The organism is Klebsiella africana (assembly GCF_020526085.1).
Classification (GTDB): domain Bacteria; phylum Pseudomonadota; class Gammaproteobacteria; order Enterobacterales; family Enterobacteriaceae; genus Klebsiella; species Klebsiella africana.
On sequence record NZ_CP084874.1, the window covers coordinates 4,034,217 to 4,060,611 of the forward strand.

A 26,395-nucleotide genomic window follows, 5' to 3' on the forward strand; every position below is an offset into this window, starting at 1 on the left:
AGTTACGGGCGATAAACTTTCACGTTGCTGAAGCCCTGCTCGCGCAGATAGAGCGCCTGCAGACGGCTCATCACCCCACGCTCGCACCACAGCAGCCAGGTTTTGCTCTGATCGAGATCGCCAAACTTGGTGCTTAGCTTGTAGAACGGCAGCGAAACAACCTCAACGCCCTCGACCTTCAGCGGCTTGTCTTCCTGCTCGTCGATGGAGCGAATGTCGAGGATCGCGTCGTTGGCGCCAAAGCCGGTCACGGTTTCCACTTCCACCACCGTCTCTTCCGTCTGCTGGGCGATTTCACGGATATCGATATTGCTCGCCTCTTCCACCACTTTATCGAGGATACTGAAATCGAAGTGTTCTTCTTCCGCTTCAATCTTCGCCTTCACCGCCTTCACGGTCGGGCTCTTGGAGATCACGCCGCAGTATTCCGGCATGGTGCGGGCGAAATCTTCCGTGCCGATCTCACGCGCCAGGTCGATGATGTGCTCTTTATCGTGCGAAATCAGCGGGCGCAGGATCAGGGTATCAGACACATTGTCGATCAGGCGCAGGTTGGTCAAGGTCTGGCTGGAGACCTGACCCAGCGCTTCGCCGGTGACCAGCGCCTGCACGCCGTAGCGTTCCGCGACTTTTGACGCGGCGCGGACCATCATGCGCTTGAGCACCACGCCCATCTGGCCGTCGTCCACTTTTTCGAGGATTTCGCCGACCACGGGCTCAAAGTTAATCGCCACAAAGCGAACGCGGTGCGAGCTGCCGAAGCGGTTCCACAGGTAATGTGCGACCTGGCGGACGCCAATCTCATGGGCGGCGCCGCCCAGGTTAAAGAAGCAGTAGTGCACACGGCAGCCGCGGCGCATCAGCATGTAGCTGGAGACGCCGGAGTCAAAGCCACCGGAGATCAGCGACAGCACATCTTCTTGGGTACCGATCGGGAAACCACCGATACCTTCATAGCGGCCTTTCACCAGCAGCAGGCGATCGTTTTCAATCTCGAGATTGACGGTGACGTCCGGGTCAGTCAGCTTCACGCGCGCCGTTTCAATATGCTGATTCAGACCGCCGCCGACGTAACGCTCTACCTCAATTGAGGTGAATTCATGTTTGCCGCGACGCTTCACCCGCACGCAGAAGGTTTTGCCTTCCAGCGCCTCGCGCCACAGCGGCAGCGTCTTTTCAAAAATATCGTGCAGCGAGGTGAACGGTACGTCTTCAACTTCCAGAATATGGTGGATGCCGGGGATACGGGTCAGCGCATCGCGAATAGCCGGGCGCTGATTTTCATCTTTCGCGCGAACTTCGATATGATCCCAATGACGGACGACGGCCAGCGTCTCGTCATAGTTTTTGAGAACGTTACGAATGTTCCCGGTTAAGATTTTAATGAAGCGCAACCGCACAGATTGGCTTTTGATGGTGATTTCCGGGAACAATTTAATGATAAACTTCATGGCGACAATAGTTCGTTGGCAAGCCCGACAGGGCTATAAGCAAAAGTTGTAAAGCAGCGCACACCGGTGCCTGCATCCTGGGCGCGGAGTATATCACCATTGCGCGTTATTTGCTTACACGCGTGACTTCGTTACCATACCCGGTATTGCCGTCGCGACATAACAAGAGTCTACATTCACTATGCCAAAGAAAAATGAGGCCCCGGCCAGCTTTGAAACTGCTCTGGGCGAACTAGAGCAGATCGTTAACCGTCTGGAAAGCGGCGATTTACCGTTAGAAGAAGCGCTAAGCGAATTTGAACGCGGCGTCCAGCTGGCGCGCCAGGGGCAAAGTCAGCTGCAGAAGGCCGAACAGCGCGTGCAGATCCTGCTGGCGGATAGTGAAGATTCCCCGACCACGCCTTTTACGCCGGACGCTGAATAAAATGGATTTCCCGCAACAATTGCAGGCCTGTGTCGAACAGGCAAACGAAGCGCTGCGCCGTTTCATCGCCCCGCAGCCCTTTCAGAACACTCCGCTGGTGGAAGCGATGCATTATGGCGCATTGTTAGGCGGTAAACGTCTGCGTCCCTTCCTTGTCTACGCCACCGGCGCGATGTTCGGCGTAAGCCGTACCACGCTGGATGCGCCTGCCGCGGCGGTCGAATGCATTCATGCCTACTCCTTGATGCATGATGATTTGCCGGCGATGGATGACGACGATCTGCGTCGCGGCCTGCCGACCTGCCATATTAAATTTGGCGAAGCCAACGCAATTCTTGCGGGAGATGCCCTGCAAACGCTGGCGTTCTCTATACTGAGTGATGCACCGATGGCCGATGTCTCTGACCATGATCGGCTGGCGATGGTCTCCGAACTGGCGCAGGCCAGCGGCGTAGCGGGCATGTGCGGCGGCCAGGCGCTGGATCTGCAGGCGGAAGGACAGCAGGTGGATCTGCAGGCGCTGGAGCGTATCCACCGCCACAAAACGGGGGCGTTGATCCGCGCCGCCGTCCGGATGGGGGCGCTGAGCGCTGGCGAGCGCGGCCGCGCCGCCCTGCCCGCGCTGGATCGCTATGCGGAAAATATCGGTCTTGCCTTCCAGGTCCAGGATGACATTCTCGACGTGGTAGGGGATACTGCGACCCTTGGCAAACGTCAGGGTGCCGACCAGCAATTGGGTAAAAGCACCTATCCCGCCCTCCTGGGTCTTGAGCAAGCCCGGAAGAAAGCGCACGACCTGATCGCTGATGCCCGCCGGTCGTTAGATGAGCTGGCCGCACAATCTCTGGATACTTCGGCACTGGAAGCGCTCGCGAATTACATTATTCAGCGCGATAAATAAACAATAAATGAGTCTCTGATGAGTTTTGATATTGCCAAATACCCGACCCTGGCGCTGGTAGATTCCACCCAGGAGTTGCGCCTGTTGCCAAAAGAGAGCCTGCCGAAGCTGTGTGATGAGCTGCGGCGCTATCTGCTGGACAGCGTCAGCCGCTCCAGCGGTCACTTTGCCTCCGGCCTCGGCACGGTGGAACTGACCGTGGCGCTGCACTACGTGTATAACACGCCGTTCGATCGCCTGATCTGGGACGTCGGCCATCAGGCCTACCCGCATAAAATTCTGACCGGCCGCCGCGACAAAATCGGCACCATTCGCCAGAAAGGCGGCCTGCATCCTTTCCCGTGGCGCGGCGAAAGCGAGTATGACGTACTAAGCGTCGGCCACTCCTCCACCTCCATATCAGCTGGTATTGGGGTGGCTATCGCCGCCGCGAAAGAGGATAAGCAGCGGCGCGCGGTATGCGTGATTGGCGACGGGGCGATCACCGCCGGCATGGCGTTTGAGGCGATGAACCACGCCGGGGATATCAAACCCGACCTGCTGGTAGTGCTGAATGACAATGAAATGTCGATTTCTGAGAACGTCGGCGCGCTGAACAATCATCTGGCGCAGCTGCTCTCCGGTAAGCTCTACTCCACCCTGCGCGAAGGGGGCAAAAAGGTCTTCTCCGGGGTGCCGCCGATAAAAGAGCTGCTTAAGCGGACCGAAGAACATATCAAAGGGATGGTGGTGCCGGGCACGCTGTTTGAAGAGCTGGGCTTTAACTACATCGGGCCGGTAGATGGCCATGACGTACTCGGTCTGGTCAGTACCCTGAAGAACATGCGCGACCTGAAAGGCCCGCAGTTCCTGCATATTATGACCAAAAAGGGCCGCGGCTATGAGCCCGCCGAGAAAGACCCGATCACCTTCCATGCGGTGCCAAAATTCGACCATACCAGCGGCGTGCTGCCTAAAAGCAGCGGCGGCCTCCCCACCTACTCGAAAATCTTCGGCGACTGGCTGTGCGAAACGGCCGCCAAAGACAGCAAGCTGATGGCGATCACCCCGGCGATGCGCGAAGGCTCAGGGATGGTGGAATTTTCGAAAAAATTCCCCGATCAGTACTTTGACGTCGCCATCGCCGAGCAGCATGCGGTCACCTTCGCCGCCGGGCTGGCGATTGGCGACTACAAGCCAGTCGTGGCCATCTACTCCACCTTCCTGCAGCGAGCCTACGATCAGGTGATCCACGATGTGGCTATCCAGAAGTTGCCGGTGCTGTTTGCTATCGACCGTGCCGGGATTGTCGGCGCAGACGGTCAGACGCATCAGGGAGCGTTCGATCTCTCCTTCCTGCGCTGTATTCCGGATATGGTGGTGATGACCCCGAGCGATGAAAATGAATGTCGCCAGATGCTGTACACCGGCTACCACTACAGCGAAGGGCCAAGCGCGGTACGCTATCCGCGCGGTAGCGGCACTGGCGCGACGCTGGAGCCGCTGGCGTCGCTGCCGATCGGCAAAGGCGTGGTGAAACGCCAGGGCGAGAAGATAGCGATCCTCAACTTCGGCACCCTGTTACCGGAAGCCGCGGCGGTGGCGGACAAACTCAACGCTACCCTGGTAGATATGCGCTTTGTGAAGCCGCTGGATACCGCGCTGATCCTGCAGCTGGCCGGTGAGCATGACGCGCTGGTGACGCTGGAAGAGAACGCCATCATGGGCGGCGCCGGCAGCGGCGTGAACGAAGTGCTGATGGCCCATCGCCGGGCGGTACCGGTGCTCAATATTGGCCTGCCGGATTATTTTATTCCTCAGGGCACTCAGGAAGAGATCCGCGCCGATCTCGGCCTTGATGCCGCCGGTATTGAAGCCAAAATCCTCGACTGGCTGGCATAATCGCCCCACCTGCTCCTGCTATGCTTAAGGGATACCCTTGATGAATAGCAGGAGCGCACTATGCACTACATCCCCCTCGGTGACACTGCCTTACGTGTTTCCCGGCTCTGCCTTGGCTGCATGACCTTCGGCGAGCCTGACCGCGGCAGACACGCCTGGACGCTTCCGGAAGAGAGCAGCCGCCCGCTTATCCAGCACGCCATTGAAGGCGGCATCAACTTCTTCGATACCGCAAACAGCTACTCCGATGGCAGCAGCGAAGAGATCGTCGGTCGCGCTCTGCGCGACTTCGCCCGCCGCGACGAGGTGATTGTCGCCACCAAGGTATATCACCAGGTTGGCGACCTGGCGGAAGGCCTCTCCCGGGCGCAGATCCTGCGCTCTATCGACGACAGCCTGCGCCGTCTTGGCATGGACTATGTCGACCTGCTGCAGATCCACCGCTGGGACTACAGTACCCCGCTTGAAGAGACGCTCGAAGCGCTGGACGAGGTGGTGAAAGCGGGCAAAGCCCGCTATATCGGCGCGTCGTCCATGCATGCCAGGCAGTTTGCCCAGGCGCTGGCGCTCCAGCAACAGAACGGCTGGGCGCGCTTCGTCACGATGCAGGATCACTACAACCTGATTTACCGGGAAGAAGAGAATGAAATGCTGCCCCTGTGCCAACGTAACGGTGTAGCAGTGATCCCCTGGAGCCCGCTGGCGCGCGGCAGACTGACCCGCCCATGGGGAGAGACCACCGCCCGGCTGGTCTCGGATGAATTCGGCAAATCGCTGTACAGCACCAGCGAAGAAAACGATGCGCAGATCGCCGAGAATCTCGCGGACGTGGCGGAAGAACTTGACGCCAGCCGCGCGCAGGTCGCCCTCGCCTGGCTGTTAAGCAAACCCGGCGTCGCCGCGCCGATTATCGGCCCGTCGCGTCAGGAACAGCTCGATGACCTTCTGCAGGCGGTGGATTTGACGCTCTCCCCGGAACAGATCGATAAACTGGAGGCGCCGTATCAGCCGCATCCGGTGGTGGGATTTAAGTGACGGGCGTGGTTTCCCCGACAGCGTAGCGCTGCCGGGGAGAGGCGGTTAAAGCAGACCAATGGGCCAGTGATGGCCAATGACGTACAGCACGCCGGCGGAGATCACGCCGGCGACGATGTCGTCGACCATAATCCCCATTCCGCCGTGGATATTGCGGTCAAACCAGCGAATCGGCCACGGCTTCCACATATCGAAAATACGGAAAATCACGAAGCCCGCGGCCACCCACTGCCAGTCCAGCGTCGGCAGCGCCATCAGGGTGATCCACATCCCGACGAACTCGTCCCAGACGATGCTGCCGTGGTCATGGGTGCCCATATCTTTAGCCGTACGGTGACAAAGATAGACCCCGATACAGATGCTCATCATCACCACCAGCGAGTAGAGCTGCCAGGGGAGAAAAGTCATCAGATACCAGAACGGGATCGCCGCCAGCGACCCCATCGTGCCCGGGACCACCGGGCTTAAGCCGCTGCCAAAGCCGGTCGCCAGCAGATGCCACGGATTACGCATGCTCAGGCGGCTAAGCGCCTCGTCTCGACTACGCAAAGTGATCGTATCCCTTTAAATCAAGCGCGACCGGCTTACCGTCGCGGATAAACTGTAGCCCTTCGCTCTCCGGCGCAATCTGTCCGATACAGGTAAAACGCGCGCCAAGATGGCCAAGGGCCACATCCAGCGCCCCGCGGTTCAGCTCCGGTACGGTAAAGCACAGTTCGTAATCTTCCCCACCGGCGAGCGCCCAGCGCAGCGCCTGCTCAGCATCAACCTGGCGCAGCATCGCGTCGGAGTATGGCATGGCATCGAGATCGATACGTGCGCCACAGCCGCTGGCTTTTAGAATATGGCCCAGATCGGAGATCAGGCCGTCGGAAAGATCGATAGCCGAGGTCGCCAGGTCACGCAGCGCCTGGCCCTGCAGCACGCGCGGCATCGGCCGCAGATGGCGGGCCAGCAGGTAGTCGGCGTCAGACGGTTCATCCACCGTCAGCCGGTTCTGCAGCACCGCCAGGCCGGCGGCGCTGTCTCCCGGGGTACCGGTAACATAGATCCAGTCGCCCGGCTTCGCGCCAGCGCGTTTCATGGCGCGTCCCGGCGGCACAAAGCCGTGGATACCCAGCGTCATGGCGAGCGGACCACGGGTGGTGTCGCCGCCAATCAGCTGCATATCGTAATAGTCCAGCTGGACAAACAGGCTGTCGCTGAAGGCTTCGAGCCATGCTTCGTCCACCTCCGGCAAAGTGAGTGCCAGTGTGAGCCACGCCGGCTCCGCGCCCATTGCCGCGAGGTCGCTCAAATTCACCGCCAGCGCTTTATAGGCGAGGTCGGCCGGGTCGATATCAGGTAAAAAGTGATTGCCCGCCACCAGAGTGTCGGTGCTGATTGCCAGCGTTTTTTTCTCAGGAATATTCAGAAGAGCGCAGTCATCGCCGATGCCGGTTTCAACATCAAGGCGGGCGCTTTTAACGCGATCAAAATAACGGGCAATCAGGGAAAATTCGCCGCATGCCATACGTTATGCCTCAGCAAAATAATAAATAAGGCCGGGCTGCGAGGCGACCCTCGCAAAACCCGGCCTGCAGTTTACTTCTTGTGGGGACGAATTACCGGAGCCGCTTTGTCCAGCACGCCGTTAACGAACTTGTGGCTATCTTCAGCGCCGAAGGTTTTCGCCAGTTCGATAGCTTCATTGATGGCCACTTTATACGGTACGTCGTCACGTTTGGACAGCTCAAACAGCGCGATACGCAGCACCGCTTTTTCCACCTGGCCCAGCTCTTCCAGCTGACGGGACAGGTAGGGCTTCATCAGGCCGTCGAGGTACGCGCTGTTAGTCGCCACTCCGGACAGCAGTTCGCGGAAATACAGAACATCAACATCTTTTACGTCCTGTTCCGCCAGGAACTGGTATTCAACATCAGCGATGTCGTTGTGGGACAACTGCCAGGAGTAGAGCGCCTGGACGGCACACTCACGGGCGCGGCGACGAGCAGCAGGTTTCACGGAATTCCCCTTACAAAAATCAGGCCTTGATGGCTTTCAATACGTTAATCATTTCCAGCGCGGTCAGCGCAGCTTCTGCGCCTTTGTTACCGGCTTTGGTGCCAGCGCGCTCAATGGCTTGTTCAATACTTTCAGTGGTCAGAACACCAAAGGCTACCGGGATTTCGCTATCCTGAGCGACATGCGCCAGGCCATTGCTGGCACCGCCTGCCACATATTCAAAGTGGGCGGTACCGCCGCGAATCACCGTCCCCAGCGCAATCACCGCGTCATATTTACCGGTTTTCGCCAGTGCGCCAGCCGCCAGCGGCAGCTCATACGCGCCTGGAACCCAAACAACGGTGATGTTTTCATCTTTTACCTGACCAATGCGTTTCAGAGCGTCAATCGCACCTTCCAGCAGGCTGTCATTGATAAAGTTGTTGAAACGCGCAATGGTGATGGCGACGCGAGCGTCCGGGGTAGCAACGTTAGCTTCAATAATGTTCATACTCTTCCTTCGGGTTCATGTGCCCCGCAAGGGGGGCGGATTTTATCATATTATTCTGAGCGCTGCTTCCTAATAATCAGGAAAGCCTCACGCAGTGGTTAAATGCAGGCAGACATCGGGGCCAACCTGACGTATCTCATTGAATTTAAAATGGGGGGCCTGGCTTAGTTTCTCAAGCCCCGGCAGCGCGCATAAACCGCGTGCATCACTGCCTAACAGTTTAGGCGCAATATAGACGATAAGCTCATCCACCAGACCGGCCTGAAGCAATGCGCCGGCCAGCGTAGCTCCCGCTTCCACCCAGACGCTGTTAACCTGCTGTTTGCCGAGCAGCATCATCAGCAGCACCAGATCGAGATGGCCGTTATGCTCCGGAACCAACAGCGTGCGGGCGCTTTCCGGCCACTGCCGTTCATCCGCGCGCAGGCGGGCAAACAGCGTTTCTCCCGCCTGCCGCACAATACGGTGTTCAGGCGTGACGCGGTTCTGACTGTCGATGACGACGCGCAGCGGCTGGCGCAAATTCACTTCGGGATAAAGCGCCTGGGTATCGGCGCTCAGCTCCTGCCAGCGCACGGTCAGCGCCGGATCGTCCGCCAGCACGGTGGCGCTGCTGGTAAGAATGGCATGGCTCTGCGCACGCAGGCGCTGCACGTCGCGCCGCGCCTGCGGGGAGGTGATCCACTGGCTTTCGCCGCTGGCCATCGCCGTGCGGCCGTCCAGCGAGGCGCCCAACTTCAGCTGCACCCAGGGAAAACCGGTGCGCATCCGCTTCAGGAAGCCCTTATTCAGCGCTTCCGCTTCGTTCATCATCAGCCCATGGCTAACCTCAATACCGGCCTGCTGCAGGCGATACAAACCGCGCCCCGCCACCTGCGGGTTCGGATCCTGCATCGCAGCGACAACGCGGCTGACACCGGCGGCGATCAGCGCATCGCAGCATGGCGGCGTACGGCCATGGTGACTGCAGGGCTCAAGAGTGACGTAGGCGGTCGCGCCGCGCGCCTTTTCGCCAGCCATGCGCAGGGCGTGCACTTCAGCATGCGGCTCGCCGGCGCGATAGTGAAACCCCTCACCGACGATCTCGCCGTCTTTTACAATGACGCAGCCGACGTTAGGGTTAGGATGGGTGGTAAAGCGTCCGCGCGCGGCAAGCTTCAGCGCACGCGCCATGTACATTTCGTCCTGCATGGCTTAGTCCTGTAAGCGGGCGATCTCTTCGCCGAATTCTTTAATATCTTCGAAGCTGCGATAGACCGACGCGAAGCGAATATAGGCGACTTTATCCAGCTTTTTCAGCTGCTCCATCACCAGGTTGCCGATCATTTTGCTGGCCACTTCGCGCTCGCCGGTGCCGCGCAGATGAGTCTTGATATGGTTAACCGCCATTTCCACGTCATCAGCGCTAACCGGACGTTTCTCCAGCGCTTTCAGCATCCCGCTGCGCAGCTTGTCTTCGTTGAAGGGTTCGCGCACATCGTTACTCTTCACCACCCGCGGCATCACCAGCTCGGCCACTTCGAAGGTGGTAAAGCGTTCATTACAGACCAGGCACTGCCGACGGCGACGCACGGAAGAGCCTTCCCCCACCAGACGAGAGTCGATCACTTTGGTATCCACGGCGAAACAGAAAGGGCAATGCATAGCGCGTCCTGACAGGTAGTTAAACTGAAGGGTAGTTTACCGCGAAGTGACCTGACTACAAAGAAAGAGCTTTTGAGACAAAGGATCTATGGGAGATATGCCTGGTTTGGCTACCATTAAGCATCTTCTGTAAACGGAATCCTGACCATGACAAGACGTTATCTGAAGCTCGCCATCGCGGGCAGCCTGTTCACCCTGACCGCCTGCGCCCAGCAAAGCGAAGTCCGCCAGATGCACCAGAGCGTGAGTACGCTGAGTCAGGAGATGACCCAGCTCAACCAGCAAACGATCAAAATCACCCAACAAAATACGCTGAACGCCAAATCCACCCGCGGCGTCTATCTGCTGCCGGAGGCCAAAACCCCGGCACGGCTGGAGAGCCAGATCGGCACTCTACGCATGTCGGTGGGCAACATTACGCAGGATGGCGACGGTTCACGCCTGACTTTACGCATCCAGGGTGAATCCAACGATCCGCTGCCGGCCTTTACCGCCACCGTCGCTTCCGGGCAGATCACCGGCACTACTCACAGCTATCAGGAAGTGAATGTCCAGGATCAGTTGATCAGCGCGCCGGCCAGCACCCTCGCCCCCAGCGATGTCGATATCCCGTTGCGCCTGAACGTGTCGCCGGACAAAGTCGGTTTTATTCGCGTCCACGATATCCAGCCCGCCGCCCAGTAAGCCTTCACGCCGGGCCTGCCCCGCCCGGCTACGCCCTGCCCCGTCTTTCTAATCCACTTACAACTTTTCGCAAGAGTTCATTAGAAATCGTTCTGCAGCGCGATTTTCAGTAGCATTTTGTCAAGAAATGCATAGAATCGTGAACGCAATCGATTACGCATGTTCTGGTTATGTGAAACAACACGTATTTTTGTGAGCAATGATTCCTATAATAGACCCCCACAGAAAGACGAAATATTTAGAAACGCTTCGGCACTTCTTTTAACGCCTTCAGGCTCAATTTAAACAGTGGCATTACTATGAAAAAAACATTACTGGCAGCGGGTGCGGTTGTGGCGCTCTCCACTACTTTTGCCGCGGGCGCGGCAGAAAACGACAAACCGCAGTATCTGTCTGACTGGTGGCACCAGAGTGTTAACGTGGTGGGCAGCTACCACACCCGTTTTGGACCGCAGATCCGTAACGATACCTACCTGGAATATGAAGCGTTCGCCAAAAAAGACTGGTTTGATTTCTACGGCTACATCGATGCCCCGGTATTCTTCGGCGGCAACAGTACGGCAAAAGGTATCTGGAACAAAGGTTCCCCGCTGTTTATGGAGATCGAACCGCGTTTCTCTATCGATAAGCTGACCAATACCGATCTAAGCTTCGGGCCGTTCAAAGAATGGTATTTCGCCAACAACTATATCTACGATATGGGCCGCAACGACTCTCAGGAGCAGAGCACCTGGTATATGGGTCTGGGCACCGATATCGATACCGGCCTGCCGATGAGCCTGTCGCTGAACATCTATGCCAAGTACCAGTGGCAGAACTACGGCGCCTCCAACGAAAACGAGTGGGACGGTTACCGCTTCAAAGTGAAATACTTCGTGCCGCTGACCGATCTGTGGGGCGGTTCGCTGAGCTACATCGGCTTCACCAACTTCGACTGGGGCTCTGACCTCGGCGATGACAACTTCTACGATCTGAACGGGAAGCACGCGCGTACCAGCAACTCCATCGCCTCCAGCCACATCCTGGCGCTGAACTACGCGCACTGGCACTACTCTATCGTCGCTCGTTACTTCCATAACGGCGGCCAGTGGGCTGACGATGCGAAGCTGAACTTCGGCGACGGCGACTTCAGCGTCCGCTCGACCGGCTGGGGTGGTTACTTCGTGGTCGGCTACAACTTCTAATTGCTGATACAGCAAGACAGCGCCCGGGCCACCCGGGCGTTTTTATTTCTCTCGCACCTCGCAGCGGACTTTGCGCAAAAAATCGTTTAATGAGCGTTCGGCGCACTCGCTAAATCGACGTTCGGTCGCCCTGACCGCCAGACAGCGGTCGAGGCGAAAGTTACGATAATCATTACGCAGCTCGCACCAGGCCACCAGCAGCCAGCGCTCCCCCCAGAAAAACAGCCCCAGCGGCAGCACGTCGCGCTCGGTCACCCGACCGGACTCATCCTGATAGCGCAGAGCCAGCACCTGCTGGCCGGAGACCGCCTGATGAATGACGTCAAAGAAGGTTTTGGCATAGCGATGGGCGCCGAGATCGGGGGCAAACAGGCGGGTCTGCTCCGCCTGGCGCCGGCGCGCCTCCGGGAGGATCGCCAGCATTTTTTCCTGGGCGGATTCCAGCGACTGCGACAGCGCCTCACCGCCCCAGGTTTTCAGCAGCCGAATCGCGGCGATCAGCGCTTCGGATTCTTTGGTGGTCAGCATCAGCGGCGGCAGATCGTAGCCCGCCAGCAACCGGTAGCCGCTGCCCGCCTCGCCCTCCACCGGCACGCCGGAGAGGGAGAGATCGCGAATATCGCGATAGACGGTACGCTCCGACACGCCCAGCCGCTCCGCCAGCAGCGCGGCGGTAGTGAGCCGCCTGCCGCGCAGGATCTGCACAATCTGAAATAAACGGTCGGCGCGTCGGGTCATGTCTCACTTCACAAAACGTTCAGGTTAAGCCGGCTGGTGCAGGCCGACGCGGTTGCCCTCGCTGTCAGTAAACAGGGCGATGGTGCCAATATCATTCGGCAGCGTCAGCGGGCCGAAGACACAGGCCCCACCCGCCAAGGCAACGCGCTCCAGGGTGGCGGCAAGATGGTCTGTATGCAGGTAAATAATAGCGCCCTGCGCCGAGGGCGCGATACCCTCAAATTTGGCCAGCGCGCCGCCGGGGGCCGGATCCTGATGCGGGAACACCGCCAGCTCGGCGCAGTCCATGGTTTCGCGACGCAGCGTCACTTGCATCACCGGTTCATAAAACGCGACGGCGCGTTCCATGTCAGCGACCGGAATTTCAAACCAGTTAATCACATTGTTCATACTTCCTCCTGCTCGTTAGTGAGTTCAGAGGCAGTGTATGGGAGGGCTCCTGACAGCATACTGTCAGCAGGTTTTGTCGCGGGCAAAAAAATCCCGGCCGCAAGGGCCGGGATTGCTTTATATCAACTGAACCGGATTACGGCAGAATAGACGGCTGATCCGCCCCTTCTTTCTCGACCTTCTGCTGGATCAGATGCTCGCGCTTCATGCCCAGCTTCAACGCCAGCGCGGAAGCGACGTAGATAGAAGAAGCCGTACCGATGGAGACACCGATCAGCATGGTCAGCGAGAAACCTTCCAGAATCGGGCCGCCGAACAGGAACAGCATCAGGATCACCATCAAAGTGGTACCAGAGGTGATCAAGGTACGGTGCAGCGTCTGGGTCAACGACACGTTAAAGATCTCGTACGGCGTACCGCGGCGGATCTTACGGAAGTTTTCACGGATACGGTCCGATACCACGATACTGTCGTTCAGCGAGTAGCCGATAACCGACATCAACGAGGCCACAATGGTCAGGTCGATCTCGATATGGAACAGCGACAGCACGCCCATGGTGATCACCACGTCGTGCGCCAGGGCGATAACCACCCCGGCGGCCAGACGCCATTCGAAGCGGAAGCCGACGTAGATCAGGATACAGACCAGCGCCGCAATCAGCGCCAGGGCGCCGGTTTGCGCGAGGTCCGCACCGACGCTCGGGCCGACAAACTCAATACGCTTCACTGCCGCATTCTGGCTGGTCGATTCGTTAATCACCGTCACGACCTTGCTGCCCAGCTCCTGGCTGCCGTTGGCGTCATGCACCGGCGGCATACGTACCATGATGTCGCGGCTGCTGCCAAAGTTCTGCACCTGCGGCTCTTCAAAGCCCGCTTTCTGCAGGGAATCGCGCATCTGATCCAGATCGACCGGTTTCTCAAGGGTAATTTCAATCACCGTACCGCCGGTGAAATCGAGCCCCCAGTTAAACCCACGAACGCCGATGATGGCGATCGACACAATCAGCAGAAAACCTGAAATGCCGAAGGCCCAGTAGTCCCAGCGCATAAAGTCCCAGACTTTACGGCCGTGGTTCAATTGTTCAACAGTATATTCCTGTGCCACAACGCACTCCTCAGATAGACAGCTTTTTAACGCGCTTGCCGCCGTACAGCAGGTTCACGATGGCACGGGTGCCGACGATAGCGGTAAACATTGAGGTCGCGATACCGATACCGGTGGTAATCGCAAACCCTTTAATGGCACCGGTACCGACCGCGTACAGGATGATCACTTTGATAAGCGTCGTCACGTTGGCGTCGAAGATCGAGCTGAACGCGCCGCGATAACCTTCGTCAATCGCCTGCTGAACGGTACGCCCGTTGCTCAGCTCTTCTTTGATACGCTCGTTGATCAGAACGTTAGCATCGACCGCCACCGCAAGGGTTAACACGATACCCGCGATGCCCGGCATGGTCAGCGTCGCCCCCGGGATCAGGGACATAATGCCGACAATCAGTATCAGGTTGGCAATCAGCGCCGAGGTCGCAATCAGGCCGAACTTCTTATAGAAGAGGATCATGAACAGGATAGAGACCACCAGACCGGCCAGACAGGCTTCCAGACCCTGCTTGATGTTCTGCATTCCCAAGGTTGGGCCGATAGTCCGCTCTTCGACGATCTGAATCGGCGCAATCAGCGCACCGGCACGCAGCAGCAGCGACAGCTGGCGCGCTTCGTTCGGGTTGCTGATACCGGTGATACGGAAGCTGTTACCCAGACGCGACTGGATGTTGGCGATGTTAATCACCTCTTCCTCTTTCGCCAGGATAGCGCGCCCGTTGGCGTCTTTCTTACCGCTGTCTTTATACTCCACGAACAGGGTCGCCATCGGCTTGCCGATGTTGTCCTTAGTGAAGTTAGACATGATGTTACCGCCCGCGCTGTCCAGCGAGATATTAACCTGCGGCTGGTTGTACTCATCCATGCTGGAGGTGGAGTCGGTGATATGGTCACCGGTCAGAATCACCCGCTTATATAGCACTACCGGCTGGCCTTCACGCGTCTGCTTCACCTCCGAGTCGCCCGGCACGCGGCCAGAGGCGGCAGCGGACTGGTCCACGTTAGTATTGACCAGACGGAACTCGAGGGTCGCGGTCGCGCCAAGGATTTCCTTCGCACGCGCGGTATCCTGGATACCTGGCAGCTCAACCACGATGCGGTCAGCGCCCTGACGCTGAACCAGCGGCTCGGCGACGCCCAGCTGGTTAACACGGTTACGCAGGATATTAATGTTCTGCTGAACCGCGTACTCACGGGCTTCTTTCAGGCGCTCATCGGTCATCACCGCTTTCAGGCTGTTGTCACCCTGAGAGGAGATAACCAGATCGCGATGGCGAGGGCTGAGATAAGAGATAGCCTGGTCGCGCGCCGCGCTGTCGCGGAAGACGATGCTCAGACCGTAGTTGTCTTCTTTACGCACGGTCGCGTAAGGAATGCCTTTGTCACGCAGCTCGCTGCGCAGGCTATCGATGTTCTGTTCCTGCAGTTTGCCTAACGCGGTGTCCATGTCGACTTCCATCAGGAAGTGCACGCCGCCGCGCAGATCAAGACCCAGCTTCATCGGCTCGGCATAGAGTGCCGCCAGCCAGCGTGGGGTTGCCGGAGCAAGGTTCAGCGCCACGACGTATTTGTCACCCAGCACGTTAAGCAGCGCTTCGCGCGCGCGCAGCTGGGTATCAGTGGTGTCGAAGCGCGCAAGAATAGCGCCCTCTTCCAGTGCCACAGACTTCGCGGTTATTTTTTCTTCTTGTAAAGTTTTCTGGACCTGGATCAGCGTTTGCTCACTGGCGGCGACGCCGCGCGCGCCAGTGATTTGAACAGCCGGATCCTCACCATACAGGTTGGGAAGCGCATAGATCAGGCCGACGACAATAACGACGACCAGCATGACGTACTTCCACAAAGGATAACGGTTTAACACGGCAGTTCCCTTTGGGAAAAGTTAGATTACAGCGCCTTCATGGTGCCTTTCGGCAGAACGGCAGCAACGAAGTCACGTTTGATAACCACTTCAGTGGTATCGTTCAGCGCGATAGCAATGTAGCCAGTTTCCGCTACTTTGGTCACGCGACCGACCAGACCGCCGTTGGTCAGCACTTCATCACCTTTGGCGATGGAGTTCATCAGGTTCTTATGTTCCTTGGTGCGCTTCTGCTGTGGACGCAGGATCATGAAGTAAAAAATCAGACCGAACACCACCAGCATCAGAATCAGAGACATCGGGCTGCCCTGCGCCGGTGCACCCGTTGCCGCTACCGCATCAGAAATAAAAAAGCTCATTGAAATTCCCTCATTATTAAAATTAATCAACGTTCAAAGGAGGCACGGTGCGCCCCTGACGTTGGTAAAAATCGGTCACGAAGCTCTCTAATTTACCCTCTTCGATAGCCTTGCGTAAACCAGCCATTAAACGCTGATAGTAGCGCAGGTTATGAATGGTATTGAGACGCGCGCCCAATATTTCGTTGCAACGGTCGAGGTGATGCAAGTAAGCGCGTGAATAATTGCGACATGTATAGCAATCACACTCGGCGTCCAGCGGCGCGGTATCGCTTTTGTGCTTCGCGTTGCGGATTTTCACCACGCCGTCGGTGACGAACAGGTGGCCGTTACGCGCGTTGCGCGTCGGCATGACGCAGTCGAACATATCGATACCGCGACGTACCCCTTCCACCAGATCTTCCGGCTTCCCGACGCCCATCAGGTATCGTGGTTTATCGGCCGGGATCTGCGGGCAGACGTGCTCCAGAATGCGATGCATGTCTTCCTTCGGCTCACCGACCGCCAAACCGCCGACAGCGTAGCCATCAAAGCCAATCTCTACCAGACCTTTCACCGAGATATCGCGTAAATCTTCGTAAACGCTACCCTGAATAATGCCGAACAGCGCATTTTTATTGCCAAGGCTATCGAAACGGTCGCGGCTGCGCTTCGCCCAGCGCAGAGACATCTCCATTGAGCGCTTGGCGTAATCCCAGTCCGCCGGGTACGGCGTACATTCGTCGAAGATCATCACGATGTCGGAACCGAGATCGTACTGAATCTCCATCGATTTTTCCGGATCGAGGAAAATCGGATCGCCGTTGATCGGATTGCGGAAGTGGACGCCCTGCTCGGTGATCTTACGGATATCGCCAAGGCTGAACACCTGGAAGCCGCCGGAGTCGGTCAGGATCGGTCCTTTCCACTGCATAAAATCGTGCAGATCGCCGTGCAGCTTCATGATCTCCTGACCCGGACGCAGCCACAGGTGGAAGGTGTTGCCGAGAATAATCTGCGCGCCGGTGGCTTCCACCTCTTCCGGCGTCATCCCTTTGACGGTGCCGTAGGTGCCAACGGGCATAAAGGCCGGTGTTTCCACCACGCCGCGCTCAAACACCAGGCGACCGCGGCGGGCGCGACCGTCGGTGGTATCCAGTTCAAATTTCATGCTTGCTCCTGCGTCAGAAAAACAGTCCGACGTTTTCATACTCGCCACGGAATGATTCCGTAGCTAAAAAATGCGTTATGGCGTCTACAAGCCGGCGTACCGGTACCGGCCTGTTTAAGGACGCTCAGAAATAGCCTGCGGATTGTACGTGATAAACATCGCATCCCCGTAGCTAAAAAAGCGGTATTTCTGCTCCACCGCCACCTTATAGGCGTTCATGGTGTGCTGATAACCCGCAAATGCCGACACCAGCATAATCAGTGTGGATTCAGGGAGATGGAAGTTAGTCACCAGCGCATCGATCACCTGGTACTGATAACCTGGATAGATGAAAATCTGCGTATCGTTGAAGAATGGCGCAATCAGGGCATCTTTCGCCGCCTGCGCCGCGCTCTCCAGCGAGCGTACCGAGGTGGTGCCTACCGCAATCACGCGGTTGCCGCGCGCTTTCGCCGCCAGCACCGCATCGACCACCTCCTGCGGCACTTCGGCATATTCGGAGTGCATAGTGTGCTCTTCAATGCTGTCGACGCGCACCGGCTGGAAGGTACCCGCGCCCACGTGCAGGGTGACAAACGCCATCTCAACGCCTTTGGCGCGCAGTTTGTCCAGCAGCGGTTCGTCGAAGTGCAGACCAGCGGTCGGGGCGGCTACCGCGCCCGGTCTGGTGCCGTAGACGGTTTGATAGAGCTCGCGGTCGGCCTCTTCGTCCGGGCGGTCAATATAGGGCGGCAGCGGCATATGGCCAATCCCGTTAAGGATCTCCAGCACCGGGCGCTCGTCGTTAAATTCCACTTCAAACAGCGCGCCGTGACGCGCCAGCATGGTGGCCTGAATGCTCTCGTCGTCGCCCAGCAGCAGCTCGGCGCCCGGCTTCGGCGCTTTCGAGGCGCGAATATGGGCCAGAATGCGCTTATCATCCAGCATCCTCTCCACCAGCACTTCAATCTTGCCGCCGCTGGCCTTACGACCGAACAGACGCGCCGGGATCACCCGGGTGTTGTTAAACACCAGCAGATCGCCTGGATTGAGCTTATCGAGGATGTCGGTGAAGGTGCCATGCGTCAGCGCGCCCGTCGGCCCGTCCAGGGAGAGCAAGCGACAGCTACTGCGCTCAGGCATCGGATAGTGGGCAATCAGAGATTCGGGTAGTTCAAAAGCAAAATCGGTAACGCGCATGACGGTAACTCAGACTGAATAAAGAGGCGGGTAGTCTAGTGCCGGGGCGGTCTGCCTGCAACCTTTACCCCTCCGGATGAATGACATAATCTATATTCCGAATCATTCCGAATGCCGCCATGCGGCAACCGAATGCCTTACCGGTGGCAAAGGTGCCGCGCGCGGCCAGACAGCATGCCATTCGGCCACTGAGGCGCCGTTCAGCACAACATCGGTGACGCCACCCGCCCGCTCGTATTTAAAGGATGTCGTTTTATGAATTTTCTCGCCCACCTGCACCTGGCCCATCTCGCCGACAGTTCGTTGCCCGGCAACCTGATGGCCGACTTCGTGCGCGGCAACCCGCAGGGCGTCTATCCGGCGGAGATCATCGACGGCATCTATATGCATCGGCGGATTGACGTGATGACTGACAATCTGGCGGAAGTCAAAGAGGCGCGGGAGTGGTTTCGCCCGCAGACCCGCCGCGTCGCCCCCATCACCCTCGACGTCATGTGGGATCATTTCCTGTCGCAGCACTGGGCGCAGCTCTCCCCTGACCTGCCGCTGGACGAGTTCGTGCGCTACGCCGAGCAGCAGATTGTTCCCATCCTGCCCGACTCGCCGCCCCGCTTCGTCAATCTGAATCAGTACCTGTGGTCGGAGCGCTGGCTGGAGCGCTATCGGGAGATGGATTTTATTCAGCGCGTGCTTAACGGCATGGCCAGCCGCCGTCCGCGTCTCGAGGCGCTGCGCGACTCCTGGCAGGATCTGGATACCCACTACGACCAGCTGGAGGAGCAGTTCTGGCGCTTTTATCCGCAGATGATGCGCCAGGCAGAAAACAAACAGCTGTAATAGCCACGTCATTGATAGGTAAAAGCTGGCTGAACGATTGTTAGGGCCTCTTTGTGTTATTGCCGGGCAGGCTCTATACTTGCCCGCGTTGCGTTCCAAATAACCTTAGTAATTACAGGAGAATCAAATGGTTCTGGTCACTCGTCAAGCGCCGGATTTTACTGCAGCCGCTGTGCTGGGTAATGGTGAGATCGTTGAGAAATTCAATTTCAAACAGCACACCAACGGTAAGCCTACCGTTCTGTTCTTCTGGCCGATGGACTTCACCTTCGTTTGCCCGTCTGAGCTGATCGCGTTCGACAAACGTTACGAAGAATTCCAGAAACGCGGCGTAGAAGTGGTTGGCGTTTCCTTCGACTCCGAGTTCGTGCACAACGCATGGCGTAACACCCCGGTAGACCAGGGCGGTATCGGCCCGGTTAAATACGCGATGGTTGCTGACATCAAACGTGAAATCCAGAAAGCGTACGGTATCGAGCATCCGGACGAAGGCGTAGCGCTGCGCGGCTCCTTCCTGATCGACGCCAACGGCATCGTTCGTCACCAGGTAGTTAACGACCTGCCGCTGGGCCGTAACATTGACGAAATGCTGCGCATGGTAGACGCCCTGCAGTTCCACGAAGAGCACGGCGAAGTCTGCCCGGCGCAGTGGGAAAAAGGAAAAGAAGGTATGGCCGCCTCTCCGGAAGGCGTTGCAAAATACCTGACCGAAAACGTTTCCAGCCTGTAATCGGCACGCGTTTAAATAAAAGGCTCGCTCAGGCGGGCCTTTTTTGTTAGCGGCGTCAAAATTTAAGAAAATGACCCACCGATATTTGTGACCAGCAATACACTTCTGGCGAAATATTTCGCTCTACCTCTCACTTTTTCTCTGGCAAATTTCAGCGTCAAAATACAAATCCTTCGTAATACACTGAAAAATATATAAATTATTTATATTGATTTCTGCCGGTACTTTGCCGCCGATGTGATCGCCATCAATATTTAAAACCTCGAATGTGATCTCATCCATCATTTTCATCAATGTATTTGGTCATGATTTGACTCAGGAACAGGAATACGTTCAGGAGCCGAGGATGGATATTATTTTTGACCCTACGCTAATCGCCCTTAAGCAGAATATTTCCCGTGCGGAAGAGGCCATCGAAATGGCGGGTTCATTACTCGCCAGGCGCCAGATTTGCAGTGCCGAATATGTCAACGAGATGCTGACGGTATATGAAGATTTCGGCGCCGCCATCGTGTTAGATGACGGGATTGCCATGCCGCACGCCCGGCCGGAAAAAGGGGCATTACAGACCGGGTTTTCACTTGTCACCACCGCCAGGCCAATCTCCTTCGGCCACGATGAGTTCGATCCGGTTTCCGTGGTCATCGCTATCGCCGGCGCGGACGCGGACAGTCATATCAAAATGATCCAACTGATAGCCTCGCTGATCGAGTCAGATATTGTGACCTTTCTTCAGCAGGAAAATGACGTGAATTCAGTCTTACATTTCATCCAAAAACAAATGGAGTAGTCATTATGTTAGTTATCAGAACGGTTTGTGGTAACGGTATTGGCAGCTCATTAATGGCTGCAAATAATGTGAAAAAGATCTGTGAAGAATTAGGCATCAAAGCGGACGTCGCCTCGGTTGATTTTGCTAACGCCGTCGGGGAAAAAGCTGACCTTTACATCACGATCAAAGAACTGGCAAATCAATTTCCGGCCCACTGTCATGTCGCCATCATTCGCAGCTACGTCCATAAAGCGAAGATCGCCGAGGATATTACCGACGCGCTGACCAAAATTGCGGCGGCTCACCCTTAACCAGCATAGAGGGAACGACCATGCAGGCTATTCTTAGTTTCTTAGCGGAAATATTCAGTCAACCCGCCTTTTTAATGGGGCTTATCGCCTTTGTTGGTTTAGTGGCGCTGCGCTCGCCTGGCAATAAACTGCTTACTGGCACATTAAAGCCGATTTTAGGCTATTTAATGTTGAGTGCCGGGGCAGGCGTTATCGTTGCCAACCTCAACCCGCTGGGCGGAATTATCGAAGCCGGATTTAATATTCGCGGCGTAATTCCAAACAATGAAGCCATTGTCTCCGTCGCCCAGAAGATGCTGGGCGTGGAAACCATGAGTATTTTGCTGTTAGGCTTTATTTTTAACCTGATTATCGCCCGCTGTACCAAGTATAAATATATCTTTCTGACCGGCCATCACTCATTCTTTCTCGCCTGCCTGTTTTCCGCCGTCCTGCAGGCGGCAGAGTTTCATGGCTGGATGTTGATCCTGATCGGCGGATTCCTGCTGGGATCATGGTCGGCCATCTCTCCCGCCATTGGTCAGCGTTACACCAAGCAGGTCACGGAAGACGGCGGGATCGCCATGGGCCATTTCGGCTCTCTCGGCTACTACCTCTCGGCATGGATCGCCAGCCGGACCGGCAATCCAGCGAATTCCTTCGCGGATACCGAAATTTCAGAAAAGTGGGGCTTTCTGCGCGATACCACGGTCACCACCGGTATCGTGATGTTTGTTATCTACTTTGTCTGCAGCGCTGTCGCCGGGTCGGCGTACCTGAGCACCATCACCGATCAAAACATGCTGATCTTCTCTGTGCTGACCGGTCTGCAGTTCGCCGTTGGCGTAGCCATTGTGTACAACGGTGTGCGGCTGATCCTCGGCGATCTGGTACCGGCATTTCAGGGCATCAGCCAGAAGCTGATCCCGGACTCCATCCCGGCCGTCGACTGCGCGGTATTCTTCACCTTTAGCCCCACCGCCGTGGTGGTGGGATTCATCAGCTCCTTCGTGGGCGGGCTGGTCGGAATGCTCTTCCTCGGCGGGCTGGGCATGGCGCTGATTATTCCCGGCATGGTGCCGCACTTCTTCTGCGGCGGCACGTCCGGCGTCTTCGCTGACAAACTGGGCGGTAAGCGCGGATGTATCATCGCCTCCTTTATCGGGGGGATCTTCCTCGCCTTCCTGCCGGCGATGTTGCTGCCGGCGCTCGGCAACCTCGGGTTTGAAAACAGCACCTTCGCCGATTTCGACTTCGCGGTATGGGGCATCATTATCGGTAACGCCTTCACCCAGTTTGGCCAGGTCACTATCTATCTGATTTGTCTGGTGCTGCTCGTCGCGCTGCTGGCGCCTTTCTGTTTCCGCCACGTACGGGTGGTGGGCGATACGCTCAGCTATGAGGAGCTAACAGCGAAGCAGAAAAGGAATTAGCGACGTCGTTTTTCCCGGTGGGAAGGTCACGCTTCCCGCCGCTGACAAATAATCAGGAGTGGTTATGGCTATTTTGTCCATCGGATTTGCTTGTTTCGATCAGTTTTTCTTTCTCAACGAATGGCCTCAGGAGAATACCAAAAACTTTTGTCATGATTTTATCGAAAGCGGCGGCGGCCCGGCGGCCAATGCGGCATGGCTGCTGGGATTGTGGGGTGAGGAGGTCTATTACATCGGTCATCTGCAGCAGGACCTTTACGGCCAGCGCATTATCGATGAGTTTGCCGAGGCGGGCGTGGATACCAGCCAGGTGGTATTCTCCGATGACATGATCACCCCGCTGGCCTCGGTGCTGGTCAATCGCTTAACGGGTTCGCGGACGATTATTACCCGCAAGATGCAAACGCCGCCTTCCCTGACCTACGAGCAAAAGCTCAAACTGGACGACCTCGCCGAGCGGCTGATTGCCAGCGAGGAGCCGGTCACCATCTTAATTGACGGTCATGAGGCGGAGATCAGTGAATACTTAATCAAGAAACTGCCCAACGCCAGAGTCGTGATGGACGGGGGGTCACTGCGTGCCAGCAATATTAAACTGGCGGCCTGGACTGACTATTTTGTAGTGAGTGAGCATTTCGCCCGCGATTATATGAGCTATCGCTCGCTAAGCACCGAAGCAGAAATTAAAGCGGCCCTGATTGAGCTGAATAAAATTTGCCGCGGCGAAGCGTTTATTACCCTTGGCGAAAAAGGCTGCGCTTTTTTAAAAAGCGGTATGCTGCAGATCGTCCCGTCCTGGCTGTGTAATGCCGTTGATACCACCGGCGCCGGGGATGTTTTTCACGGTGCCTTTACCTATGGCGTCCATTATTCGTGGCATATAGATAACATTATTTTATTTGCCAGCCTGACCGCTGCCATTTCTATTGAGAAAAAAGGGGTTCGGGAATCGATGCCGGATCTTGCAGTCGTCCATCACTCGTTAAATAGCTACGAAAGAAACTTAAAGCAATATTTTGAAGAATAACCGCATTTAATAAATATCAAGAGGTGACTATGTTAGTGTCGATGAAGGACATGCTTCAGCATGCCCTAAAGAACGGTTACGCCGTCGGTCAGTTCAACATTAATAATCTGGAATGGGTCGGCGCCGTATTAAGCACCGCCCAGCAGTGCCGCTCACCGGTTATTTTGGGCGTGTCCGGCGGCACGGTTAAGCATATGCTCGGGTTAAAATGTATTCATGATATTGTGGTTAATGCCATAGATTATTTACATATTGATATTCCGGTGGCCCTTCATCTGGATCACGGCACCACCCAGGAAGCCTGCGAAGCCGCGATCGCTGCCGGCTTTAGTTCCATTATGTTTGATGGTTCACATCTGCCGTTCAGAGAAAACCTGGCCATCACCCGCCACCTGGTGGAGCTGGCGCACAGCAAGGGCATCTCCGTAGAAGCCGAACTGGGGACCATCGCCGGCAGTGAAGACGGTATCGTTAACTCCGAGGTCATCTACGCCGATCCTGAGGAGTGCTATACCCTGGTGACAGAAACGCAGGTGGATTGCCTCGCCGCCGCGCTGGGTTCCACCCATGGCCTGTATAAAGGCAAAGCCAGGCTGGGATTTACCGAGATGAAAGCCATTGCCGAGCGGGTGAAGGTCCCGCTGGTGCTGCATGGCGGCACCGGTATTGCTGATGAGGATATGCGCCGGGCGATTGCCTGCGGCACCGCCAAGATTAACGTTAATACCGAAAATATGTACGCCTGGTGCCAGCAGGTGAAAGCGATCTTTGCCGCCGATACCGGGCACGATGTGAACGATCCGCGGAAAGTCATCGCCCAGGGACTGCAGCCGGTACGCGAGATGATTGCCCGCCGCATGGCGCTTTTTGGCTCACAGCAGCGCTATTGACGCCGGGCCTGTGGCTGAAACTTCCGCCCCGAAGCTGCCGGGGCGGAGGCGTCAGGTATCAGAAGGCAAAGCAGGAACAGCCCAGCACGCCCCAGAAAGCTTGCTCATCGGAGACCGGAATCGACGACTTGCGCGCAATATCATGCTGATGGCCGTGAACGCCGCAGCTGCCGCAGCACTGGTGCATCTGGACCATGGCGCCGATTTTAGCCGCCGCCGGCGGAGCGGAACGATAATGGCCCGGGACCTTCACCACCGGCGACCACTCCGGCAGCACCGGAATGGGCGGCGGCGCCAGCGGCGAAAAGTGACCGGCAGCGTACACCACTTTGCCGTCAACTACCGTCAGCACGGACTCAATGCCTTTGATCTCCTCTTCCGCGACGCTGAAGTAGTCTTTCGACAGCACCACCAGATCGGCAAGCTGACCAGCGGCCAGACGGCCTTTCTTGCCCTGCTCACTGGAGAACCAGGCGCTGCCCGCCGTCCACAGCTCCAGCGCGATATCGCGCGGCAGGCGGTTGTCGTCGTCATACATCGCCATCCCGCCTACGGTGCGCCCGGAGACCAGCCAGTACAGCGCAGTCCACGGGTTATAGCTGGCGACACGGGTCGCATCGGTGCCCAGCCCCACCGGCACGTCCAGCGCCAGCATTTTCGCTACCGGCGGGGTATGTTTCACCGCCTCTTTGCCGTAGCGATCGACAAAATATTCGCCCTGGAAGGCCATCCGATGCTGCACCGCAATACCGCCCCCCAGCGCCTTCACCCGCTCAATGTTACGCTCGGTAATGGTCTCGGCATGATCGAAGAACCAGTGCAGGCCATTAAACGGGATATCGCGGTTCACCTTCTCAAACACGTCCAGCATCCGGCTGATGGACTCATCGTAGGTGGCATGCAGGCGGAACGGCCAGCGATGCTCCACCAGATGGCGTACCACCCGCTCCAGCTCATCCTCCATGCCTTGCGGCAGATCCGGCCGCGGCTGCAGGAAATCTTCAAAATCCGCCGCCGAAAATACCAGCATCTCGCCGGCGCCGTTGGCGCGATAGAAGTCGGTCCCCTGCCCCGGCTTCAGCATATCGGTCCAGCGTTCGAAATCCTCCAGCTCCTGCTTCGGCCGCTGGGTAAACAGGTTGTAGGCGATGCGCACGGTCATCTGATCTTTCGCGTGCAGCTGTTCGATAATTTCGTAATCTTCCGGATAATTCTGGAAGCCGCCCCCAGCGTCGATGGCGCTGGTCAGCCCCAGTCGGTTCAGTTCACGCATAAACTGACGGGTAGAGTTCACCTGCAGATCCAGCGGCAGCTTCGGCCCTTTGGCCAGCGTAGCGTAGAGGATCATGGCGTTCGGCCTGGCGATCAGCATCCCGGTTGGGTTGCCGTGGCTATCGCGAACGATCTCTCCGCCCACCGGATCCGGCGTCTCTTTGGTATATCCCACGGCTTTCAACGCTGCGCGGTTCAGCAGCGCGCGATCGTAGAGATGGAGCACAAACACCGGCGTATCAGGCGCCGCCTCGTTCAGCTCTTCCAGGGTCGGCATCCGCCGCTCGGCGAATTGAAATTCGCTCCAGCCGCCGACCACTCTCACCCACTGCGGGGACGGCGTGCGATCGGCCTGATCCTTCAGCATTCGCAGGGCATCGGCCAGCGAGGGAACGCCCTCCCAGCGGAGCTCAAGGTTGTAGTTCAACCCGCCGCGGATCAGGTGCAGGTGAGAATCGTTGAGGCCCGGGATCACCGTATGCCCTTTGAGATCGACGATTTGCGTCCCCTCGGCGGCAAAGCTCATGATCCGATCGTGGCTTCCGGTAGCAACAATTTTTCCGTCGGCGATGGCCACGGCTTCCGCCAGCGGGTTCGCGCGATCGAGGGTATGAATCTGACCGTGGGTCAGAATCAGTGTGGCAGTTTGCGACATAACGCACTC

Annotated in this window: 30 protein-coding genes; 13 read left to right on the forward strand and 17 right to left on the reverse strand. The window is 57.2% G+C overall.

Features of this window, described 5'->3' with window-relative positions; all coding sequences use genetic code 11:
- Window positions 1-2: 2 nt before the first annotated feature.
- The gene (gene thiI / locus LGL98_RS19470) at window positions 3-1,451 is read right to left on the reverse strand and encodes a tRNA uracil 4-sulfurtransferase ThiI (RefSeq protein ID WP_136033499.1); all 1,449 of its coding nucleotides are present in this window, start codon (window positions 1,449-1,451) and stop codon (window positions 3-5) included.
- Between the two features lie 181 nt (window positions 1,452-1,632).
- Between thiI and xseB the strand changes: the two genes are divergently transcribed.
- The 4 genes from xseB to LGL98_RS19490 are packed head-to-tail and all read left to right on the forward strand — an operon-like array spanning window position 1,633 to window position 5,692.
- Complete coding sequence (gene xseB / locus LGL98_RS19475; protein ID WP_002891398.1) at window positions 1,633-1,875, forward strand: exodeoxyribonuclease VII small subunit; 243 nt, start codon at window positions 1,633-1,635, stop codon at window positions 1,873-1,875.
- Window position 1,876: 1 nt separating this feature from the next.
- Window positions 1,877-2,776, forward strand: coding sequence for a (2E,6E)-farnesyl diphosphate synthase (gene ispA / locus LGL98_RS19480; RefSeq protein WP_136033501.1), 900 nt, complete (start codon window positions 1,877-1,879; stop codon window positions 2,774-2,776).
- An 18-nt stretch (window positions 2,777-2,794) separates the two neighbouring features.
- Window positions 2,795-4,657, forward strand: a complete 1,863-nt coding sequence (gene dxs, locus LGL98_RS19485) for a 1-deoxy-D-xylulose-5-phosphate synthase (protein WP_136033503.1) — start codon at window positions 2,795-2,797, stop codon at window positions 4,655-4,657.
- A 60-nt stretch (window positions 4,658-4,717) separates the two neighbouring features.
- Window positions 4,718-5,692 carry an aldo/keto reductase gene (locus tag LGL98_RS19490; RefSeq protein WP_136033505.1) on the forward strand — a complete coding sequence of 325 codons (975 nt, stop codon included), beginning with the start codon at window positions 4,718-4,720 and terminating at the stop codon, window positions 5,690-5,692.
- Between the two features lie 45 nt (window positions 5,693-5,737).
- On the opposite strand, the gene pgpA is transcribed toward LGL98_RS19490, so the two are convergent.
- From pgpA to nrdR, 6 genes are all read right to left on the reverse strand, one after another.
- Window positions 5,738-6,205 carry a phosphatidylglycerophosphatase A gene (gene pgpA / locus LGL98_RS19495; protein WP_004204830.1) on the reverse strand — a complete coding sequence of 156 codons (468 nt, stop codon included), beginning with the start codon at window positions 6,203-6,205 and terminating at the stop codon, window positions 5,738-5,740.
- 28 nt (window positions 6,206-6,233) lie between these two features.
- On the reverse strand, window positions 6,234-7,205 hold the full coding sequence (gene thiL / locus LGL98_RS19500) for a thiamine-phosphate kinase (protein ID WP_136033506.1): 972 nt from the start codon (window positions 7,203-7,205) through the stop codon (window positions 6,234-6,236).
- Window positions 7,206-7,276: 71 nt separating this feature from the next.
- A complete protein-coding gene (nusB, locus tag LGL98_RS19505) occupies window positions 7,277-7,696 on the reverse strand; it encodes a transcription antitermination factor NusB (protein ID WP_002891356.1) in 420 nt (139 codons plus the stop codon).
- Window positions 7,697-7,715: 19 nt separating this feature from the next.
- A complete protein-coding gene (gene ribH / locus LGL98_RS19510) occupies window positions 7,716-8,186 on the reverse strand; it encodes a 6,7-dimethyl-8-ribityllumazine synthase (RefSeq protein WP_001021161.1) in 471 nt (156 codons plus the stop codon).
- Window positions 8,187-8,273: 87 nt separating this feature from the next.
- Entirely contained in the window at window positions 8,274-9,377 is a 1,104-nt protein-coding gene (gene ribD, locus LGL98_RS19515; protein WP_136033508.1) for a bifunctional diaminohydroxyphosphoribosylaminopyrimidine deaminase/5-amino-6-(5-phosphoribosylamino)uracil reductase RibD, read from the reverse strand.
- A gap of 3 nt (window positions 9,378-9,380) precedes the next feature.
- Window positions 9,381-9,830, reverse strand: a complete 450-nt coding sequence (gene nrdR, locus LGL98_RS19520) for a transcriptional regulator NrdR (protein WP_002890417.1) — start codon at window positions 9,828-9,830, stop codon at window positions 9,381-9,383.
- Between the two features lie 147 nt (window positions 9,831-9,977).
- Here nrdR and LGL98_RS19525 point away from each other — a divergent pair, with 147 nt between their 5' ends.
- Together LGL98_RS19525 and LGL98_RS19530 are read left to right on the forward strand one after the other, a co-directional pair.
- Window positions 9,978-10,514 carry a SadB/YajI family lipoprotein gene (locus tag LGL98_RS19525; RefSeq protein ID WP_136033510.1) on the forward strand — a complete coding sequence of 179 codons (537 nt, stop codon included), beginning with the start codon at window positions 9,978-9,980 and terminating at the stop codon, window positions 10,512-10,514.
- Between the two features lie 299 nt (window positions 10,515-10,813).
- Window positions 10,814-11,698, forward strand: a complete 885-nt coding sequence (locus LGL98_RS19530) for a nucleoside-specific channel-forming protein Tsx (RefSeq protein WP_136033512.1) — start codon at window positions 10,814-10,816, stop codon at window positions 11,696-11,698.
- Window positions 11,699-11,740: 42 nt separating this feature from the next.
- Here LGL98_RS19530 and LGL98_RS19535 read toward each other — a convergent pair whose 3' ends face one another.
- From LGL98_RS19535 to LGL98_RS19570, 8 genes are all read right to left on the reverse strand, one after another.
- The gene (locus LGL98_RS19535) at window positions 11,741-12,436 is read right to left on the reverse strand and encodes a helix-turn-helix transcriptional regulator (RefSeq protein WP_025710637.1); all 696 of its coding nucleotides are present in this window, start codon (window positions 12,434-12,436) and stop codon (window positions 11,741-11,743) included.
- A gap of 24 nt (window positions 12,437-12,460) precedes the next feature.
- Window positions 12,461-12,826, reverse strand: coding sequence for a VOC family protein (locus tag LGL98_RS19540; RefSeq protein WP_136033514.1), 366 nt, complete (start codon window positions 12,824-12,826; stop codon window positions 12,461-12,463).
- A gap of 136 nt (window positions 12,827-12,962) precedes the next feature.
- Window positions 12,963-13,934: a protein translocase subunit SecF gene (secF, locus tag LGL98_RS19545; RefSeq protein WP_002890403.1), complete on the reverse strand. Its 972-nt coding sequence runs from the start codon at window positions 13,932-13,934 to the stop codon at window positions 12,963-12,965.
- 10 nt (window positions 13,935-13,944) lie between these two features.
- A complete protein-coding gene (gene secD, locus LGL98_RS19550; RefSeq protein ID WP_002890400.1) occupies window positions 13,945-15,792 on the reverse strand; it encodes a protein translocase subunit SecD in 1,848 nt (615 codons plus the stop codon).
- Window positions 15,793-15,818: 26 nt separating this feature from the next.
- Window positions 15,819-16,151, reverse strand: coding sequence for a preprotein translocase subunit YajC (yajC, locus tag LGL98_RS19555; RefSeq protein WP_002890398.1), 333 nt, complete (start codon window positions 16,149-16,151; stop codon window positions 15,819-15,821).
- A gap of 22 nt (window positions 16,152-16,173) precedes the next feature.
- Entirely contained in the window at window positions 16,174-17,301 is a 1,128-nt protein-coding gene (gene tgt, locus LGL98_RS19560; protein ID WP_002890395.1) for a tRNA guanosine(34) transglycosylase Tgt, read from the reverse strand.
- Between the two features lie 114 nt (window positions 17,302-17,415).
- Window positions 17,416-18,480, reverse strand: coding sequence for a tRNA preQ1(34) S-adenosylmethionine ribosyltransferase-isomerase QueA (gene queA / locus LGL98_RS19565; protein WP_136033516.1), 1,065 nt, complete (start codon window positions 18,478-18,480; stop codon window positions 17,416-17,418).
- A 64-nt stretch (window positions 18,481-18,544) separates the two neighbouring features.
- Entirely contained in the window at window positions 18,545-18,661 is a 117-nt protein-coding gene (locus LGL98_RS19570) for a hypothetical protein (protein WP_165931835.1), read from the reverse strand.
- Between the two features lie 74 nt (window positions 18,662-18,735).
- On the opposite strand from LGL98_RS19570, the gene acpH reads away from it, so the two are divergent.
- Both acpH and LGL98_RS19580 read left to right on the forward strand, forming a co-directional pair.
- A complete protein-coding gene (gene acpH, locus LGL98_RS19575) occupies window positions 18,736-19,317 on the forward strand; it encodes an ACP phosphodiesterase (protein WP_136033518.1) in 582 nt (193 codons plus the stop codon).
- Window positions 19,318-19,444: 127 nt separating this feature from the next.
- Window positions 19,445-20,047 (forward strand): peroxiredoxin, encoded by a 603-nt coding sequence (locus LGL98_RS19580; protein WP_002890386.1) that lies wholly within the window; start codon window positions 19,445-19,447, stop codon window positions 20,045-20,047.
- Between the two features lie 123 nt (window positions 20,048-20,170).
- Here the strand turns inward: LGL98_RS19580 and LGL98_RS19585 are convergent, their stop codons facing one another.
- A complete protein-coding gene (locus LGL98_RS19585; RefSeq protein ID WP_168435371.1) occupies window positions 20,171-20,338 on the reverse strand; it encodes a hypothetical protein in 168 nt (55 codons plus the stop codon).
- Between the two features lie 55 nt (window positions 20,339-20,393).
- On the opposite strand from LGL98_RS19585, the gene LGL98_RS19590 reads away from it, so the two are divergent.
- From LGL98_RS19590 to fba, 5 genes are all read left to right on the forward strand, one after another.
- Complete coding sequence (locus LGL98_RS19590; RefSeq protein WP_136033520.1) at window positions 20,394-20,837, forward strand: PTS sugar transporter subunit IIA; 444 nt, start codon at window positions 20,394-20,396, stop codon at window positions 20,835-20,837.
- A gap of 5 nt (window positions 20,838-20,842) precedes the next feature.
- Entirely contained in the window at window positions 20,843-21,130 is a 288-nt protein-coding gene (locus LGL98_RS19595) for a PTS sugar transporter subunit IIB (protein WP_136033522.1), read from the forward strand.
- Between the two features lie 20 nt (window positions 21,131-21,150).
- Window positions 21,151-22,542: a PTS ascorbate transporter subunit IIC gene (ulaA, locus tag LGL98_RS19600; RefSeq protein ID WP_136033524.1), complete on the forward strand. Its 1,392-nt coding sequence runs from the start codon at window positions 21,151-21,153 to the stop codon at window positions 22,540-22,542.
- A 64-nt stretch (window positions 22,543-22,606) separates the two neighbouring features.
- Window positions 22,607-23,569, forward strand: a complete 963-nt coding sequence (locus tag LGL98_RS19605) for a carbohydrate kinase family protein (RefSeq protein WP_136033526.1) — start codon at window positions 22,607-22,609, stop codon at window positions 23,567-23,569.
- Window positions 23,570-23,604: 35 nt separating this feature from the next.
- Window positions 23,605-24,459 carry a class II fructose-1,6-bisphosphate aldolase gene (fba, locus tag LGL98_RS19610; RefSeq protein ID WP_168435381.1) on the forward strand — a complete coding sequence of 285 codons (855 nt, stop codon included), beginning with the start codon at window positions 23,605-23,607 and terminating at the stop codon, window positions 24,457-24,459.
- 58 nt (window positions 24,460-24,517) lie between these two features.
- On the opposite strand, the gene LGL98_RS19615 is transcribed toward fba, so the two are convergent.
- Window positions 24,518-26,386, reverse strand: coding sequence for an amidohydrolase (locus LGL98_RS19615; protein WP_136033530.1), 1,869 nt, complete (start codon window positions 26,384-26,386; stop codon window positions 24,518-24,520).
- Window positions 26,387-26,395 lie beyond the last annotated feature (9 nt).

Bases quoted from the DNA above. Each gene is read 5' to 3' on its own strand.
- LGL98_RS19525 (WP_136033510.1), top strand. From the start codon at position 9,978: ATGACAAGACGTTATCTGAAGCTCGCCATCGCGGGCAGCCTGTTCACC.
- LGL98_RS19615 (WP_136033530.1), bottom strand. From the start codon at position 26,386: ATGTCGCAAACTGCCACACTGATTCTGACCCACGGTCAGATTCATACC.
- yajC (WP_002890398.1), bottom strand. From the start codon at position 16,151: ATGAGCTTTTTTATTTCTGATGCGGTAGCGGCAACGGGTGCACCGGCG.
- LGL98_RS19590 (WP_136033520.1), top strand. From the start codon at position 20,394: ATGGATATTATTTTTGACCCTACGCTAATCGCCCTTAAGCAGAATATT.
- ribH (WP_001021161.1), bottom strand. From the start codon at position 8,186: ATGAACATTATTGAAGCTAACGTTGCTACCCCGGACGCTCGCGTCGCC.
- LGL98_RS19570 (WP_165931835.1), bottom strand. From the start codon at position 18,661: ATGGCATGCTGTCTGGCCGCGCGCGGCACCTTTGCCACCGGTAAGGCA.
- LGL98_RS19580 (WP_002890386.1), top strand. From the start codon at position 19,445: ATGGTTCTGGTCACTCGTCAAGCGCCGGATTTTACTGCAGCCGCTGTG.
- dxs (WP_136033503.1), top strand. From the start codon at position 2,795: ATGAGTTTTGATATTGCCAAATACCCGACCCTGGCGCTGGTAGATTCC.
- acpH (WP_136033518.1), top strand. From the start codon at position 18,736: ATGAATTTTCTCGCCCACCTGCACCTGGCCCATCTCGCCGACAGTTCG.
- LGL98_RS19490 (WP_136033505.1), top strand. From the start codon at position 4,718: ATGCACTACATCCCCCTCGGTGACACTGCCTTACGTGTTTCCCGGCTC.
- ulaA (WP_136033524.1), top strand. From the start codon at position 21,151: ATGCAGGCTATTCTTAGTTTCTTAGCGGAAATATTCAGTCAACCCGCC.
- LGL98_RS19595 (WP_136033522.1), top strand. From the start codon at position 20,843: ATGTTAGTTATCAGAACGGTTTGTGGTAACGGTATTGGCAGCTCATTA.
- pgpA (WP_004204830.1), bottom strand. From the start codon at position 6,205: ATGCGTAATCCGTGGCATCTGCTGGCGACCGGCTTTGGCAGCGGCTTA.
- LGL98_RS19535 (WP_025710637.1), bottom strand. From the start codon at position 12,436: ATGACCCGACGCGCCGACCGTTTATTTCAGATTGTGCAGATCCTGCGC.
- LGL98_RS19540 (WP_136033514.1), bottom strand. From the start codon at position 12,826: ATGAACAATGTGATTAACTGGTTTGAAATTCCGGTCGCTGACATGGAA.
- LGL98_RS19585 (WP_168435371.1), bottom strand. From the start codon at position 20,338: ATGAAAATGATGGATGAGATCACATTCGAGGTTTTAAATATTGATGGC.
- thiL (WP_136033506.1), bottom strand. From the start codon at position 7,205: ATGGCATGCGGCGAATTTTCCCTGATTGCCCGTTATTTTGATCGCGTT.
- LGL98_RS19605 (WP_136033526.1), top strand. From the start codon at position 22,607: ATGGCTATTTTGTCCATCGGATTTGCTTGTTTCGATCAGTTTTTCTTT.
- ribD (WP_136033508.1), bottom strand. From the start codon at position 9,377: ATGCAGGACGAAATGTACATGGCGCGTGCGCTGAAGCTTGCCGCGCGC.
- tgt (WP_002890395.1), bottom strand. From the start codon at position 17,301: ATGAAATTTGAACTGGATACCACCGACGGTCGCGCCCGCCGCGGTCGC.
- nrdR (WP_002890417.1), bottom strand. From the start codon at position 9,830: ATGCATTGCCCTTTCTGTTTCGCCGTGGATACCAAAGTGATCGACTCT.
- LGL98_RS19530 (WP_136033512.1), top strand. From the start codon at position 10,814: ATGAAAAAAACATTACTGGCAGCGGGTGCGGTTGTGGCGCTCTCCACT.
- queA (WP_136033516.1), bottom strand. From the start codon at position 18,480: ATGCGCGTTACCGATTTTGCTTTTGAACTACCCGAATCTCTGATTGCC.
- ispA (WP_136033501.1), top strand. From the start codon at position 1,877: ATGGATTTCCCGCAACAATTGCAGGCCTGTGTCGAACAGGCAAACGAA.
- xseB (WP_002891398.1), top strand. From the start codon at position 1,633: ATGCCAAAGAAAAATGAGGCCCCGGCCAGCTTTGAAACTGCTCTGGGC.
- thiI (WP_136033499.1), bottom strand. From the start codon at position 1,451: ATGAAGTTTATCATTAAATTGTTCCCGGAAATCACCATCAAAAGCCAA.